Annotated in this window: 12 protein-coding genes; 4 read left to right on the top strand and 8 right to left on the bottom strand. The window is 58.2% G+C overall.

Annotation, left to right across the window (positions count from 1 at the left end):
- The coding region (locus CA85_RS24970) for a cadherin domain-containing protein (RefSeq protein ID WP_246112820.1) at window positions 1-2,243 on the bottom strand (2,243 nt) is incomplete at its 3' end.
- Between the two features lie 650 nt (window positions 2,244-2,893).
- Between CA85_RS24970 and CA85_RS14765 the strand changes: the two genes are divergently transcribed.
- The 3 genes from CA85_RS14765 to CA85_RS14755 all read left to right on the top strand — a co-directional run bounded on the left by CA85_RS14765 (window position 2,894) and on the right by CA85_RS14755 (window position 5,415).
- The gene (locus tag CA85_RS14765; protein WP_146392097.1) at window positions 2,894-4,048 is read left to right on the top strand and encodes an SdrD B-like domain-containing protein; all 1,155 of its coding nucleotides are present in this window, start codon (window positions 2,894-2,896) and stop codon (window positions 4,046-4,048) included.
- A 186-nt stretch (window positions 4,049-4,234) separates the two neighbouring features.
- Window positions 4,235-4,993: a cohesin domain-containing protein gene (locus CA85_RS14760; protein WP_146392096.1), complete on the top strand. Its 759-nt coding sequence runs from the start codon at window positions 4,235-4,237 to the stop codon at window positions 4,991-4,993.
- Between the two features lie 92 nt (window positions 4,994-5,085).
- Window positions 5,086-5,415, top strand: a complete 330-nt coding sequence (locus CA85_RS14755) for an ArsR/SmtB family transcription factor (protein ID WP_146392095.1) — start codon at window positions 5,086-5,088, stop codon at window positions 5,413-5,415.
- Between the two features lie 45 nt (window positions 5,416-5,460).
- On the opposite strand, the gene CA85_RS26150 is transcribed toward CA85_RS14755, so the two are convergent.
- The 6 genes from CA85_RS26150 to CA85_RS14725 form a co-directional block, all read right to left on the bottom strand.
- Entirely contained in the window at window positions 5,461-5,823 is a 363-nt protein-coding gene (locus CA85_RS26150) for an autotransporter domain-containing protein (protein WP_186774958.1), read from the bottom strand.
- Window positions 5,824-6,052: 229 nt separating this feature from the next.
- Complete coding sequence (locus tag CA85_RS14745; protein ID WP_146392094.1) at window positions 6,053-7,432, bottom strand: BBP7 family outer membrane beta-barrel protein; 1,380 nt, start codon at window positions 7,430-7,432, stop codon at window positions 6,053-6,055.
- Window positions 7,433-7,592: 160 nt separating this feature from the next.
- Window positions 7,593-9,203 carry a 2,3-bisphosphoglycerate-independent phosphoglycerate mutase gene (gene gpmI / locus CA85_RS14740; protein WP_146392093.1) on the bottom strand — a complete coding sequence of 537 codons (1,611 nt, stop codon included), beginning with the start codon at window positions 9,201-9,203 and terminating at the stop codon, window positions 7,593-7,595.
- Between the two features lie 66 nt (window positions 9,204-9,269).
- Complete coding sequence (locus CA85_RS14735; RefSeq protein ID WP_146392092.1) at window positions 9,270-10,700, bottom strand: aldehyde dehydrogenase family protein; 1,431 nt, start codon at window positions 10,698-10,700, stop codon at window positions 9,270-9,272.
- Between the two features lie 176 nt (window positions 10,701-10,876).
- The gene (locus tag CA85_RS14730) at window positions 10,877-12,010 is read right to left on the bottom strand and encodes a phenylacetate--CoA ligase family protein (protein ID WP_146392091.1); all 1,134 of its coding nucleotides are present in this window, start codon (window positions 12,008-12,010) and stop codon (window positions 10,877-10,879) included.
- Window positions 12,011-12,256: 246 nt separating this feature from the next.
- On the bottom strand, window positions 12,257-13,477 hold the full coding sequence (locus CA85_RS14725) for a carboxypeptidase-like regulatory domain-containing protein (protein ID WP_246112819.1): 1,221 nt from the start codon (window positions 13,475-13,477) through the stop codon (window positions 12,257-12,259).
- Between the two features lie 153 nt (window positions 13,478-13,630).
- Here CA85_RS14725 and CA85_RS14720 point away from each other — a divergent pair, with 153 nt between their 5' ends.
- Window positions 13,631-14,023, top strand: a complete 393-nt coding sequence (locus tag CA85_RS14720; RefSeq protein ID WP_246112818.1) for a hypothetical protein — start codon at window positions 13,631-13,633, stop codon at window positions 14,021-14,023.
- Window positions 14,024-14,125: 102 nt separating this feature from the next.
- Here CA85_RS14720 and CA85_RS14715 read toward each other — a convergent pair whose 3' ends face one another.
- Window positions 14,126-16,756 (bottom strand): DNA gyrase subunit B, encoded by a 2,631-nt coding sequence (locus CA85_RS14715; protein ID WP_146392090.1) that lies wholly within the window; start codon window positions 16,754-16,756, stop codon window positions 14,126-14,128.
- Window positions 16,757-16,878 lie beyond the last annotated feature (122 nt).

Genomic DNA, 16,878 nt, shown 5'->3' with positions numbered 1-16,878 from the left:
ACGCGAACCGAATAGCTCGACTGGGTATCGAAGTCGAGTTCGCCAACCGTTTTGATTTGGTCGCCATCGATTTCGAAAGCAGCGTTGTCGGTATCGCCTTCACCGGCCACCAGAGCGTAGGTGAACGTGTCACCCACGTTAGCGTCAGTGCTGGAGAGCGTACCGACGGCCGTTCCGATCTCGGACGATTCATCGATCGAAGTTTCGCTCAGTGCGATCGCGGTCGGGGCCGTGTTTTCAGCGGCCTCGGTCACGGTGATCGTGAACATCTCTTCGGTCGACAGTCCACCGGCATCGGTGCTGCTGACGCGAACCGAATAGCTCGACTGGGTGTCGAAGTCGAGTTCGCCAACCGTCTTGATTTGGTCGCCATCGATTTCGAAAGCAGCGTTGTCGGTATCGCCTTCACCGGCAACCAAGGCGTAGGTGAACGTGTCACCGGCGTCGGCGTCAGTGCTGGAGAGCGTACCAACAGCCGTTCCGATTTCGGACGATTCATCGATCGAAGTTTCGCTGAGTGCGATCGCGGTCGGGGCCGTGTTTTCAGCGGCCTCGGTCACGGTGATCGTGAACGTCTCTTCGGTCGACAGTCCACCGGCATCGGTGCTGCTGACGCGAACGGAGTAGCTGGACTGGGTGTCGAAGTCGAGTTCGCCAACCGTTTTGATTTCATCGCCATCGATTTCGAAAGCAGCGTTGTCGGTATCGCCTTCACCGGCGACCAGAGCGTAGGTGAACGTGTCACCCGCGTCGGCGTCAGTGCTGCTAAGCGTACCAACAGCCGTTCCGATCTCGGACGATTCATCGATCGAGGTTTCGCTCAGTGCGATCGCGGTTGGGGCTGTGTTTTCAGCGGTTTCGGTGACCGAGATGGTCAGTACTTTCTCGACCGAGAGGCCACTAGAGTCCGTGCTGCTGACGCGAACGGAGTAGCTGGACTGGGTATCGAAATCGAGTGCGGCAGCGGTCTTGAGCTCGTCGCCATCGATTGTAAAGGCGGCGTTATCGGCATCGCCTTCGCCCTCCACGAGGGCGTACGTGAAGGAGTCACCAGCGTCCACATCGGTGCTGGTGAGCGTACCGACTACCGTTCCGACAGCGGACGACTCGTCGATGGAATCATTCGAGAGAGCCACGTCGGTGGGCGCGTGTTCGGTGCTACCGCTGTCAGGAATTTCAGGCAGGTTCGGGGTCGGCAAGCCGACGACGCGGCGGAGGATATCGCTCGAATCGAGTGGGCTGAGCCCATCAGCACCCGTCACGTCACCGATCAACACAGGATCAATTGTGGGGAACAAGCGATTCGTTGGTGTGGTGCTGGTGGGATCCGAATAGACGAAGCCGGTATCGAGTCCCACGCCCACACGGGCGACCAGACGCGCGTCTTCGGCGTCGTAGCGTTCGTTCCCATTGACATCACCGAGGTACGCCACGACCTGCAAGCTATCACTTGCGACCGCGTCCATGGCTCCCGCATTGACATCGAGGTCCGAGATATGAACGACCTGTGATGAGCCGTAGGTCGCGTCCTCAGGTACCGAAGCAACAAGTTTCAGGAAGTCGGTTTGATCAGCGGTCAGTGGATCGATCGAAAAGAATGATACAGTGGCCGTGCCGGGATCGGTCAGGTTGGAATAGACCTGGCTGCCCTCGGGAGCATCCGAGCCGAGTTGCACGTCGCTGATATCGAGCATCGAAGGATCGTAATGGATCGTCATCGTCAGTGACGTGACACCTTCAGATTGGCTCAGTCGGATAGGCAAGCCGTCTTCTAGGCCTGCGCCGCTGCCGCCGTCGGGTGTTTGCAATGCCTGTCCTGGGCCGCGAACGATGCCGGGCAGTTCCACGCTCACGCCAGGAGATGCATCGACGGTAAAGCTCGTCACGAAATCACCGCCGGCGGTGCCATCATTGTCACCGTCGAGCAGTTCGCCGTCGTCCAGGTCCGTGAACGCGTCATCGGCACTTCGCAGCGTTGCTGTGTAGGTATCGGGCTCGAGCGCTCCGTCGCTGGCGACAAAGGCGAGGCTGGTTCCATCGACAACGAACGAGCCGAGCACATTGCCCGTCGATGCCCCATGGAGGACCACGTCGGCCGCCCCGGCGGCTTGGCCCTCGGTGTCGAAGAGGTTCAAATTGTCGGTGTTGATCTGTTCACTGAATTCCGCCGTGAAACCGCTAGCGGATGGTTCAAATGCAGCGATGCTTGCCGCCAACACGCGCCGATTTTCCAGCGACTGCATGGACAGCTTACGAGGTTGACGCTTGAGACGACGAGTGTTCGACGAGGATCGACTCGACTTGAAAAGACTACGCATGGAGAAGAGAACTCAAATTTGAGAAACTGGGAGGTACGTTCATACAGCGACTGCGTTTGGAGGAGGAGGATGCAACCACGGCAGAACACGAGTGGCCATCGCAAAATGCATGCAGAGGAGAGGGGAGTATCCCCGCCCCCATCGGGACTTGAACATCCGATGTTCGTCTGCAACATCCTGGCCGCCTGCTGCAACAGGCGGCCCCGATGGAAGACCTCCAGTCTATGACTCATCGGATTTTTGGGTTGGACTATTTTCATCGACTAAAAGTTCCGTCGACGCTCGAAAAGGTTCGATTTGTTCCGTTGTGACGGTAAATGCCGTCGCAATATCGAGCCCCCCGAGAACCGCAAACTCATCTCGGTTTGACACTGGCAACTGGACAGTTGGTAGCGATACTAGAAAAGGTTCGATCCTGGCCATTTTTTAGGGCCACGTGAACGTGCGGCGCGGGTGCCCCCCGGCAAAGCTGCCCCAGTAACCGCATGTTATCTAGGCCTTGCAGAATGAATGAATTTTTATAGGTTCGATCGCCGATGAGGAACTTGACACCCCACTTGCGAGTCCAACTCAACATGAACAGAAATCGATCACGACCGCTCACGGTCCAGCCGCTTGAATCACGCCGACTGCTGGCCGCCGTCGACATTCCCGATGACCTGATGGGCGCCCCCTCGGCTATCGTGTCGGCGCCAGTGAATATTGATGACGCTGCCGACGTGCGCGGCGCTGAAATTCGACTGAGCTACGACACCGATCAACTCGACCTGGATCCCGATGCCATCACGGCGGGATCGGTCTGGACGGCTGCGGATACCCAGATCACGGTCAATGTGGACGACGCGGCGGGCACTGTCGTGATCTTCGTTTCCGCCTCAGCTGAACTGTCTGCGGGGGGAGGCAGCCTCGTGATCCTGCCTTTTTCCATTGCCAGCGACGCGGTCGTAGGCGAGTCAGCCGTGCTGGATCTGACGGAAGTCACCCTGAACGAAGGTCAGATTCCCGTCACCCCCACCCCGATCCCTGGCGACGACGCCACCGATGGGTTGATCACCGTGACAGAGGGGACTGGCGACGAAACCATTGCTGGGTTCGTTTACGCGGACACGAACAATAACAACACCCCGGAGACGGTCGAGGGCATTCCCGGTGTTGTGATCACGCTGATCAATACGACGACGGGCGAGTCTCTGCAAACAACGACCGATGATACCGGGCGGTATGCCTTTGAGGACTTGAGTCCGGCGACCTATCAGATTGTGCAAACCCAGCCCACCGCCTATATCGATGGCGGAGACAACGAACTCTCTGTGACGTTGGATGCCGACGAAACCCTGGCGGACCAGAATTTCCGAGAACTCGGCCTCAAGGCTCAGTACGTCTACAGTCGCTTGCACACCACATTGGTTCGGCCGGTTGGATCGGCGCCTTGGGTGGATACCATCCGCCAAATCAACATCGATGCGGCCAACGACGCCAACGAGGTGAGCGAGGCTGCGGCAGATGCCTCCCAAAGTGATTCGGCCAGCGCAGCTGCTTCCTCGATCGCAGAATCTCCCTCGTCGGCCGCTGGCGAACCGCTGCCTCCGGCGAACCTCTTTTCCGAAGCCATCGATTTGCTCGCCGATCAGGTCCAAGCCTTGCCACCGGCCGTTGAATCGGGACAGTCCGATCGTGATGACGAAACAGTGGCGCGTGATGAAGCGATGACATCGATGCGAATCTGGTGAGCGGCAGAGAGGAACGACAGAGAGGAATATTTGTGTGAAACTGGAATCATGACTCAATTGCGATTGCTGCTGGTAATCGAAGTTAGTTAGTTCTGTGGCTCCACGCGCACGATGCTGACCGCGAGAGGCACGGCACGGTAGCCGGTCCCTCCTCAGCACTCTTCCTCCTCTTCTAGCGGGCCAAGGATGGCAACTCGATCTTCTCGTTTCATGGTGCAGCGTCTCGAATCGAGACGCATGATGGCTAGCGTTTCCATGCCCAACGCTCCGATGCCTCATCCGTCCGATGGCCAAGAGGTCGCCGCAGAGGTCGCGGCACCCATCAGCGTCACTGGTGCTGATGGACTCCGAGCCGCTGAGGTGCGAATTCAGTTCGATCCCTCGGAAGTTACCACGGATGCTTCGCAAATTAGCAGCGGTTCGATCTGGAATGGCAAGGCATCGGTGATCGCACGAGTCGATCAGGAGGCGGGGTCCATCGTCGTCTATGTTTTCGCCGCCAACCCGGTCCCGTCAGGTGACGGCGAACTGATCGACATCGATTTCACTGTCCAACCCGGTGCCTCGCAGCGAGGGCCAGCAGACATCGACGTCCAGAGAGTGCGACTCAACGAGGGACAAATCTCGCTCACTGACGAACCCAGGGTCGGTCATGACCCTAGTGACGGCCAGATCCTCATCGAACAGGGCCCGGGAGCCACGCCAGAACCTCAGCCCGGCCGACAATCGTTCTCCTCCCAGTTTGTTGCCGATCCCCAGAGTAGCCATTCGGTTGCCTGGAAGTCCGATTTTCAGGCCAGCGGCGTCGAGTTAGCTCCGAGTCCCGAGGCGGAAGTGTATGGGCCTCTCCGCCCTCAATCGATTGACAACTACTTCCAACAAATGCACGATTCCCAGTCGCCCTCCGAGCAACACTTCAACGTTCGCGCTCACTGGCAATTCTGATAGCCATCGCCGCAGCGATGTAGCCTCCGTCGCTTGCTGGATGCTGAGGAAAGCGACTTTGCGGTGTCGATTGCGAACGCTAGAATGCGAGCATGGATTACGCTGCCGACCTGGACGAGATTCGCTGCGCCGCTTACTTCAAAGCGTTGGCCGAGCCGTTGCGGTTGCAGATCGTGCGAGCGTTGCAGGCAGGGCCGCTCAGCGTATCTGACTTGGCACTCGCCCTCGATCAAGAAATGGGCACTGTCTCGCATCACTTGCGGGTGCTCTATCACGCCGATCTCGTAACGACCCAGCGAGAGGGCAAGTATATCTACTACTCGCTCAGCAGCGATTTCCACAAACAGCCTAGCAAGACCACTGAAGTGGGGTCACTCGACTTCGGCTGCTGCAAGCTGGACATCGGTCCAACCGGAAAATAGCAGGTTGCTTGAGCGTAGCGAACACCTGCCGAAACATCCATCGTTTCAGAATAGCCAGGTCGACCCAATCGAACCCAAGTGGAACGTGGAATCGGAGTTGTAGAATCCTTGGTACCCGCCCGATAAACGGCCTCCCCAAATCATCCCCCAATCCAACTGAACGCCCACAGAAGCCCAATCTCGCCCCTCATCGACGCTACGCGAAGCGAACTGAGAGCTGGCATTGGAACTCTGGAATTGGTTCGCAAGGGTAATTGTATCGTCCAGGTATTCGTGAAACCAACCCAGCCGCAGCCGTGTCGTAGCCGGACCTAGCCCAGTTGGCCCCGATTGTTTCCATCGCTGCGAGAAGTGCAGTTGTGCCTGTTTTTTGCGAGGACCAACACGCTCAGCCGTTGCAATCAGCAAAGTCGCGAGGGTGCCGATTCACGCCGCGGGGGCGAATAAGTGTTGTCGTGAGTGAGGCAGTTTGCTGTCGACTACGTCCACAATCGGCTCACCGTTGCTGCACCCGCGTCGATTTACTGAGCCGAGACGCGTCAGCGGCCGGGTGTGCGGCGCTACCCGGGGCCGTACGGCCAATGCCATCTATTTTGCCCCCTTTCGGGGCATCATCACGATGGTGACCCGACCCGTCTCAGAACGTGAACGCGCCGCCGACATTCAAACCGTGGGCTAGCAAGCTGTCAGTCTGGAATTGATAGGATGGGTCGCCGCTGCCGGTGATCGGTTCAGGTGGGAACTGGGACACGTTTCGGTTGACTTGGCCGCTGACACGGACGGCATCGGACCAGTACAACAGGCTGTAACCGATGAATACCTCGAGGTGCTCGTCCATGTGGGTATGCAGATTCACGCCGACTTCTGGCAAGACAGCAAAGTTGGATTCCTCATACACACCAATGTTGCTGGTCTGGGCGAGCAAGCCGCCGTCGAACGTTGCCGAGCCACCACCGGGGACGGTGTTGACAGTCCTGCCAGCGATTGTGGCCTCAGCTTGATTGACGCCGAGGCCGATCTTGGCGATCCATGAGAGAGTGGTTGAGGCCGAGTGGCGTTGAAATTGAACGCCAAGCTGCGCCCCGTTGAACCGGTTCTCGGCGCTGAAGTGATCGTACAGGTCGACCGTCGTTCCAGGGATAATCTGCCCTTGAGGCTCGGTATAGACCGAGGACTGGCTCACCTGCAGCATCTCGTCGAGCTGGCCGTGACGATAGCCCACCAAGAAATCCACGTTCTGGCACTGGGATGCCGCCAGGCACAGTCGCCGGTTGATGTCGTATAGCTGCATCTTGTTGCCAACACTGATCGACACCGACCCGTCCAAATAGTCTGGGTGGGCAACGATCATGGACGCTTCGCTGGACGTTCCCGTATCGAATACGGGGCGAGCCAACAGGCCTGAGCTGCGAAAGAATGATTCATCGTCATCAAAAATCCCCATCGCACTGGCTTGCCATCCGTTGCCGCTGGCAGCGTCGTCCCAACCGATCGTGACCCGTGCTCCTGAGCGGTAGGAGTCGCCATACGAACTGCCTCCGAAGAGGACCGATGTCCCCGGTTGTCCCAGCACGCCGGTGCTCCCCGGCAGCGTTCCCGCAGGACTCGACGTGACGAGTGCTGGCAAGTCGATTGCATCGAGTGACCAGTACAGGTATTCCGCGCGAACCCAAAACTCGCCAGGCTGGAGGCCGGGACCGCATGGGGCCAATCCGTCGCATGAACCGTACTGATCACACGCATCCATGGGGATCGGTCCCAGGTCCGGCAACGCCTCATAGGATTCGCCAAACTCCAAATATCCATCCTGCTGGGGCGATGCCGCACACTCTGCAGCGCTGACGGGACGCCAGTTCATTGGCTCCGTCGTCTGCATGGCTTGAGCGCGTGTCATCGGCGCATCGGCTTGAACTGCCTCGATAGCAATTCCCCATGAGCACAGCATCATCACGGTGAGACTGAACATCAGCGATTTCGCGGGCATCGGTGACTTGGCGGTGTTTCGCATTGAAATCATTTCGACGAATCAAACGGGTGGCGTAAAAGCAGACCTCCATCTGAATTCTCTATCGGCGTAAATTCCTCGCGACCGCCAGTCTTTGCCTAGTCGTTAAACTCGAATTTCCGAAATATTTGCCTGGCAGCTCCCGTGAAACTCGTGCTCCGAGTGACCGCTCTCAGTCGATGGGTACCAGCGATTGGCCGGTCATTTCGGCGGGCTTGGATAATCCCAGTAGGGCTAGCATCGTGGGCGCGATATCCGCGAGCCGGCCGCCGCTGCGTAGCGTTTTGCCGCGGGATTCGGGGTCCACCAAAATCAGTGGCACGGTGTAGGTGGTGTGCGCCGTATGGGGACCACCGGTTTCGGGATTGATCATCTGTTCGCAGTTACCGTGATCTGCGGTCACCACCAGGCTGCCGCCGGCCGCCAAGGTCGCATCGACGATCCGTCCGACGCAATCATCGACCTTTTCCACTGCCGCGATCGCAGCTGATAGGACTCCGGTGTGGCCGACCATGTCGCCATTGGCAAAGTTGACGATGTAGACATCGTTCTCGCCTGCCTGCAAGTGCTCGAGGACCTTCTCGGTGATCCCCTCAGCAGACATTTCAGGCTCCTGGTCGTAGGTCGCGACGTCTCGTGGTGAAGGGGCCATGCCCCATTCCTCACCGGTGAAAGGATCATCGCGGTAGTCGTTGAAGAAGAACGTCACGTGAGGATATTTTTCCGTTTCGGCGCAGCGGAATTGTTTCAACCCTGCATCGGAGATCACGTCGCCGAGGATGTGAGGCATCTTGTCTGGTTTCTCAAAAATCACTTCAACGGGCAAACCTGTTTCGTAACCCGTCATGGTCGCGAAATAGAGATCGTCCAGTTTGGTTCCCCGATCGAAGCCTCCACCGGGGATATTCTCCCACTCTGCATCACTGAAGGTGAATGCCTTGGTGATTTCTCGCGTTCGATCGCCGCGATAGTTCATGAAGATGACCGCATCACCGGGAGCAACCACAACCGGTGACTCGCCTTCTGGAGTGATCGACGTGGCGACGATGAACTCGTCACCGGTACGGTTTGAGTCAGTGGGGTGATCGTAGTAGTCTTGGATGGCCTGCGCTGCCGTCGGGGCTGTTTTCGCTGTGCCTTGAGTCAACATCTCATAGGCGGTCTGAACGCGTTCCCAGCGAAGATCGCGATCCATCGCATAGAACCGACCGATAACCGACGCCACGACTCCCACGCCGGCTTGAACGCATTTGTCCTCGATCTGTTGGACAAAATTCAGTCCGCCGTGCGGCGATGTATCGCGGCCGTCAGTGATCGCGTGAATCGCGAGCTGGTCGCCGGTCATACCGTTGCGGCGAGCCAATTCGATGACCGCCATGCCATGTTGCAGATCGCTGTGAACACGTCCGTCGGACATCAAACCGAGCAGATGCAAACGCCCACCCGACTTCTTGACATGTTCGATTGCACCTTCCACAACGGGGTTGGCAAAAAAGGATTCATCACGGATCGCGCGTGTGATCCGCATCACCTCTTGATCGACGATCCGCCCGGCGCCGATGTTCTGGTGACCGACTTCGCTATTGCCCATCACACCATCGGGTAACCCCACGTCTTCACCGGAGGTAGCGATCAATACCGACGGGTATTCGGCAGTCAATTTCTCGTCGACGGGGCGTTTCGCCAAATGGATGGCGTTGCTGTCATTCCATTTCGGATCCGGGTTCTGGCCCCAACCGTCACGAACGATCAAGACAACGGGGCGGCGGCGTAATTGGGTCACGGCGATGAGTGGGGTGAGAGGTGGGTAAGAGTGGGTTCGGTGCGGCAGATACCAACGGACGGGCGTCTAGCTCGCTGGCATCGGTGCAATTTGATATGCTCGATTCCGGTAGAGGAATTCGATGATATTGCCTTCATGAGGCTGCAACCAATTGATCCGATTGGTCGCCAGCGGACCGATGTTCAAACGGTCGATCTCGACACATTGGCTGGCCGCATGGATCAACGATTCGTTCGCTGAGATCACCGTACCGATGAGCGTGGGGCCGATATTTCGTAACATCTGAGCCTCGGGGCACTCGACCACGCTGACGAAGGGGAACATGTATTCCTTCGACGCAACCGCTCGCTCAGGAGAATCGGCGTGCACGACCATCGGTCGCAGGTAAGCGCAGTGATCTCGCTCGATCAGTTTGTCACCGTACTCGGCTGTCATGTCGGTCACGCCAGACTCAGCGAGATCCTGTTGCACCATCGACCAAGTCCCCGTTGCCATTGCGGGCACGGTGAACGCGGCGAGTTGCGAGTTCGGGTCGGTCGGTGGCAAGGCGTCGACGGGGCCAATCTTTTCAGCGATGGCGGCGGCGATTTCACGGGTGTGGCGACTGGCCCAAATCCCCGAGCAGTTGATACAGCTGCGCCCTGAATTACTCAGCACGCTCTCCACCATCACATCGAGATATTGCTCCCAATCGTCCACGATATCATCGCCGAGCATGATCTTCGAGAAACCAGGCCCATGGGCTTGCACGCGCGGGTTGCCAGCGTGCTGAGCGAGAGTTTGGGCACTGCCAAAGATCATGCTGCGGGGCGTCTTCGCCATGATCGCTCCGCCGGCATCGTGGCCGCCGGGGTAGAGCCCAAAGGCTGCCGCAGGGACGCCGGCCTGCATGAACGCCGATACCATCCGGTAGGGCGTCCATGGCTCCTGCGAGCCTGGCTTGAGTGCCAGACCGATCTGCAGCGGGATGGCGGGTAACCAGAGGGTATGAACGCCCGGTGAGTTGTTGGGCAAGATCGCACCGAGGACTGGCGTTTGAGCTTGGAAACTGACTGTGACTCCCCGTCCCTCATCGCCGTAGCCGTTGGTCAAGATCGAGAGATCCAATCCCCGCGTCAAACACTGAAGGATCTCATCCATCCGGCTGAGCACGAAACTGTTTTTGGCCATATTCGAGCGGCACATATGCTCGGGAAGGCCCGTGCTGGCAGATTGCTGGTGTACAAAGTCATCGACGCTCTGCATCGAATCGCCGACCGGCAGCGATTCGTTCTCAAACAGCTCCGCAGCCCGTTTGCTCATCGCGATCAATTCATCGGTCGGCACCTCGAGCAGCGCCTGGCGGGCTTGGTCGGCCTTGCGTAAATCCTTGGCAACGATGCCGCCGCCCACTGTGCCCACGCGGGCGATGGGTTGTCCGGTATCAAAATGGACGACGTCATTGAACTCGAGCGATTCGTATTGCTTGCCCCAGCGAAGTGGGTTGAGAGTGATCATAGGTAAATGAGTTCAGAAGGAGGGAGGGTTCAGAGTCCGAGGGCCGGGATTTGGGGCAGGGAGTCGGGGCAGGGTAGGGCAATACAAAGGGAGGCCAGAGGAGCGAATTCCGCTTTCAGGTTACTGCTCGCGTGCTCTACCTGGCCTAGGAAACCTTCGATGTGCTCCATCGCTGGTTAATAAACTCCGACCGTGGTGGCACTGGCGAGTTCGTGGAAGGGACGCACGCCGCTGACACCGTCCCAGGGATAGCTTCCGATGGGACGCTCGCGTTCGCCTTCGTCGCGTTCCATGAACCCGGGAACAAAGAACTCATCGGTGAGCGTGTACAGCTTCACTCGTCCCGTCTCACCGTAACCAACGACTTGGTTGTAATCGTCGAAGGTGACTACTTCGGTGGCGGCGCGTGGTTGAGGGGCGTAGTAGGCAATCTTGTAGCCATCCTCAGCGGTGATCGGTTTGCTGCAGGCCAATCCCATCAGTGTGTTGCCATAGGTCGGCGTCATGTAAATGCCGCTCTCCTCGGGTGGGCCACCGAGCATCTCCTCCACACAGAAACGCGTCCACTGTGAGGTGAACTCAGTACCACCGGAAAAGATCCCGGTGATTCCCACTTCGGCGAGGCTTGTGCCTTTTTCCTCTAGAGCTTCGCTGAGTGATTCGAGCAATTTCGGGGTGGCGAACATGCACTTGACATCGTGTCCCGCAGTAAGAATCGTGACAGCTTGATCGACGCAGTGCTTCTTGTATTCCTCGAGGTGCTCCATCCATCCTTTCTTGATCAATTTCACGACCCAGCGTGGATCCAGATCGATACAGAAACAGATCCCATCACGGTGCTGGGCCAGATGCTCGACAGCGACTCGGAGGCGACGTGGGCCGCTGGGGCCGAGCATCAACCAATTGGCGCCCCGGGGAAAGTACTTCTCGGGTAGGGTCTCACTGAATAACTCGTAGTCCTTCCAGTGGTCTTCGATCACCATTCGGCTCTTGGGGACCCCAGTCGTGCCGCCCGTTTCAAAGACGTAGACGGGTTTGTTGGCGTGGCCCTTGGGTACCCACCGCCGGATCGGTCCACCGCGAAGCCATTCGTCTTCAAAGTGCGGGAACTTCTTCAGGTCGTCAAAGGAACCAATGTCCTTGAGCGGGTCGAAATTCAGTTCCGCCTTTTTCTCCAGCCAGAACGGGCTCCCCGTCTCATCGCTGAAGTGCCAGTGCACAGTCTTGAGCGTGTGCTCATTGAGGCGGTCCAATGACGCCGACACCGACGACTGAAACTCAGCTTCGGAAACTTCCCCAACAGCACCCATGTCTTCCTCAAGTAAATACGTGTCAACAATCTGTTAATCTGACGCTGCTATTGTGAACGCCTCAAGGCGTTCCCACAACCACAAGAGGAAAGGCTGGTCGGACGCGACGATCATCCATAAAAAAACCTCGGAAGGTTTGCTTCCGAGGTCTGGGCGTGCTCGTGATTGCTGAGGCACTTTCGGCCGTCTGCCGAACGGGCTATCCCGAACGGTGTTTCACCGGGCAGTGTTTTACCGAACGGTGTTTTACCGAACGGGGCTGATTGGATCGGGGGGCACGATGATCGGGTCGTCGTCGGGATCGATAAGTCCTGCCAAACCGGCAAGTCCGAGCCAGCCGGCACCAAAGCCGCCGCCTCCTCCTCCGCCACCACCGCCGCCGCCAGCGGTCGGGAAACCGGCACAACCACATGGGCTGCCGCAGGGGTCGGCTTCGCAGATCGGATTTCCACACTCATCGACCGCTTCACAGGTGTCGCATTCTTCGATGCAGTCGTCGCATTCTTCCACCACCAAAGGCTCTTGGAAAATCTCAGCTTCGCAGCACTCCATCGCTTGCGGCAACGGTGCAACCTGCATCGCAAATTCGCGGCAGCAGGATTGGTCGGTGTACATAGAGGTCAAGGTGTGGCGACCCGCCGCTTCTCGGTTAGTTGTCACAACTTGGTTGACAACGGATTCGTCGATCAATTCAAACCCAGCCATGCCCAAGCCTGCTTGGCCGAGAGCCAGGATCGAGTACTCACCCGGGATGACATTTTCGAATACGAAGGTCCCGTCGCGTTGGGACAGCACCCGTTCGACGACTTCACCCTGGTGGATGAGGAAGACATTGAGTAGTCCCGCGGCACCAAGCGTCTCGCCATGAGCTCCGGCAATGTGCAGTCGACCGCGGAGGCCACCTTCGCTCTGGCTCACGCGGAACAGGTTCTCACCTGCAACGCGTTCTGAGAGACCTGCCAGGTTTGCATTGTCGATCGAGTAAAAGCCCTCGTCTTGGTATGGAGGGAGATATCGCAGAATGGACGTCTTCACGACCGTGTAATCGATCGCCGCAGCGGCAACTTGGACCTGTTGAGGCAGTTTGTCTGCTGACGCCATGCTGGCGTCGACAACGTGCATCGCACAACAAGCGAAGATACCCTTGGCGCGAGCCGTCAAGCCATACACGCCGGGGTGAATCCCCTCGATCACAAATTGCCCGGCTTCGTCGGCAATGCCACGAAATACTTCGCCGTCCTGATTCGTCATCACCACGGTCGCGTCGCTGATTGCCGCCACGGACCCATCGGCCGCTGGCAAGACCACCTGGCCGCTCAATTCGCCCGGTGTTTCCGGATTGACCCACTGCGATACAGTAAGATGGTCGGTGATGGCAATGGCCCCCGACTGCGCCGATGCGGGCACGGCGATCAATCCGCCTGCAACAAATCCGCAGCAGGTGAGCAATGCGATGAAGCGTTTCATGTGGAGTCTCATATTGAAAAGGGATTCCAGCCCGTCTGAAATCAAGGGCTGCCCGTCCCTGGCAAAAGCCAAATCATTGGCAAATTGGGCAAACTATGCAGTCTTATAGTAAGTCAACGAATTCGTACATTCAACAGAGTTCCGGAATAGAATGTGGAAAAAGACGCTCCCAACCCATACTCCGCCACCCCCGGCATGGCTCCGCAGAGGGGTTTGTTCTCTGAGCACGCGACACTGCTCCGCCGCGGCTTTCTGTTTCGCGTTATCGACATCCACGAGCCGTTTGTGGGGCAACTGACTTACAGTGGCTGGTGGTTTCGTCAAACCGTCGAAATCGACGGCCAGTCGCATTGGTTTGAAATCAGTTGGCTGAAAATCCACTCCCAGCTTGAATTCACGCTCCCCGCATGGATATCGGTCGACCCCGCGTGGGGTGATTTGGAAAATCGCCAGGTTTCCATTGAAATTTCATTCTCGCGCGGTCTAACCATCCGTCGGTTCCGGATCTGGATGGCCGGAAGGATTTTATACGACGAAATCAACTAACGGGCCTGCCCGCAGGGCGGGGCTGGCCCGCTGCGGCCGGCTGTCGAAAACCGTTTCGAGCGACTTGCCTTCCACGGGGGGCCGGTCCGTTTGGAATCGTCTCTAGACGTCGAGATTCCGGACATCGAGGGCGTGAGTTTCAATGAATTCGCGGCGCGGCTCGACCTTATCACCCATCAGCAAGCGAAACATCTCGTCGGCTGCACCGGCATCGGACAGGTTCACGCGAATGAGCGTTCGGTTGGCGGGATCGAGGGTGGTTTCGCGAAGCTCCTCCGCGTTCATTTCCCCCAGTCCCTTAAACCGGGTGAGGGTGAGACCCTTTTCACCGGCGGCTCGGATTTCGGGCGAGAGTGCTCGCAGGTCTTCCATCGGCCGACGGATGTCTTCGCCGCGAATCAGTTCAAAACGCGGTGTTGTCGAACCGGTGCGGTCAACCGGGATGAGGTCATCGAGACCAAATCCGAGCGGTTGCAGCTCCTTCAAGCCGCTGTTGATGGTGCGCACTTCATGCAGTTCGGTCAGGTGTGCCACGACCCGCTCATCGGGCTCGGCGGCATCGGCATCGGCCGTTTCCGAGGATGCTGCTGGGGCATCCTCGCCATCATCCTGGGCATCCTCTTCAATGTCCAAGTGGGCGCCGCGTTGGGTCAGGAACTGTTCCACCTCTTCGAGGGTGTGGAACCAATGCTCTTCCCCTTGGAACGTCACCAGGAAGGTTGGCAGTTTCCCGGCCACAGGATCTAGACGCATCGCATGGACCTTCAGGCTGACACCGCGCCGCTCGAGCGCCATGATCGCATCCTCCATGCTGGCGAGCGCCTCGGCCAGGGCACGCATTTTATCCGCTTCAACCCGCCGACCATCTTCGGCTTCGAACACGGTGTCATTGAGACCGCGATCGAGCAGTTGGCTCTTCATCTCTTCTTCGCTCTGGACGTAGTACCGCGACTTGCCGTGGGAAACACGAAACAGCGGTGGCTGGGCAACGTAAACGTGCCCCGCGGCGACCAATTGGTACATCTGGCGATAGAAGAAACACAGCAGCAGTGTGCGGATGTGACTGCCGTCGACGTCGGCGTCAGTCATGATGATGATCTTGTTGTAACGTCGCCGCGTGAGATCTTGATCGACACCGATCCCGGTACCGATCGCCTGGATCATCGACTGGACTTCCTCGTTGGCGAGTACTTTGTCTTCGCGGCTTTTGTACGCGTTGATGATCTTACCGCGGAGCGGCAGGATGGCTTGAAAGTCGCGCATTCGCCCGCCTTCGGCAGAACCGCCTGCCGAGTCACCTTCGACGAGATAGACTTCGCATTCCTCCATTTTCTTGGAGATGCAATCACGCAGTTTGCCGGGCAACCCACCGCCGCCGAGTGCGTCTTTGCGTTTGCGGAGCTGGTCCTTTGCCTTGCGAGCTGCCTCACGGGCCTCCGCGGCGAGCAAGCCCTTGCGGACGATTGTCTTGGCGACCCTGGGGTTCTCTTCGAGATACTTCGAAAGCGCCTCGCCCACGCCACTGGTGATGATCCCATCGACTTCACCATTGCCCAGTTTGGTCTTGGTCTGCCCTTCGAACTGGGGGTGGGGGACTCGGACGCTGATCACGGCAGTCAACCCTTCGCGGAAATCGTCTCCCGTTGGCGTGATCGACTTGAATAGCCCTTCTTTCTTGCCGTAAGTATTGAGCGTTCGCGTCAGCGCCGATCGGTATCCCGAAACGTGCGTGCCGCCTTCGGTCGTATGGATGTTGTTGACGTAAGACTGGACCGTGTCGGTGAACTCGGTCGTGTACTGCATGGCGATGTCATACTCAACTCCTTCGCGTGCACCGACGATCGAGATCACATCGGCGTGCAGCGCGTCGCTGGCCCGATTGAGGTGCTGGACAAATTCGACGATCCCTTCGTTGTACTGGAAGTCACCGCCTTCTCCATTTCTTTCGTCGAGAAACTTGATCCGCACACCGCTATTGAGGAACGCGAGTTCCTGCAGGCGTTTGAGTAGGGTGTCGTAGGCGTACTTGGTCGTCGTGAAAATCTGGCCGTCGGCCTTGAACGTTGTTTTCGTACCGGTTTTCTTGGTCGCTCGGCCTTTCTTGACCGGACCCATGGGGACTCCCCGCTCGTACTCCTGGGTCCAAGTGAACCCATCGCGGCTGACCTCCACCTCAGCCCACTGGCTGAGAAAGTTCACGACGGTCACGCCGACGCCATGCAGACCGCCCGAGGTTTGGTAGGCACCTTTTTCAAACTTGCCGCCGAATTTCAGTACCGTCATGACGCCTTCGAGCGTGCTGACTTCACGGTCGAGTTCTTCGGAAAGCTGGTCGTGCCGAGTCACCGGAACGCCGCGGCCATCGTCCTCTACCGTCACGCTGCCGTCGGTGTGCACGACCACGGACACGGTTTTGGCGAAACCAGCCATCGCTTCGTCAATCGAATTGTCGACGACTTCGTAGACGAGGTGATGCAGCCCTCGGGAGAAGGTGTCCCCGATGTACATACTCGGCCGCTCGCGGACGTGTTCCAGGTCGGAGAGGTGCTGCAGGTCTTTGTCGGTGTACTCCGAATTCGCTACCAGGGCGACGTAACTGCTCTCCTCCCCGCCTGCAGCGGAAACCGGGTCGGCGGAAGCCTGCTCAGTGGAAACCTGTTCAGCGGGAGCGTTTTCCGCATCGCTGTTCTGGGCATCGGACTGGGAAGGATCTTGGGCAGAAGAGTCGCTCATAAATCGGCGGCTGTGAGGCCGGAAAACACGGACGAAAGACACGTGGAAAGGGAGCGGGATTGTAGCAAATATCCGGCTCCAGCGTGAGCCCGCCCTGGGACGGGGCAAAACTAGGAACGTCG

Source organism: Allorhodopirellula solitaria (genome assembly GCF_007859855.1).
In the GTDB taxonomy this organism is placed as follows: Bacteria; Planctomycetota; Planctomycetia; order Pirellulales; family Pirellulaceae; genus Rhodopirellula; species Rhodopirellula solitaria.
The sequence above is the reverse complement of the archived record's forward strand: the minus strand, read 5'-3'. Positions and strand labels throughout refer to the sequence as shown.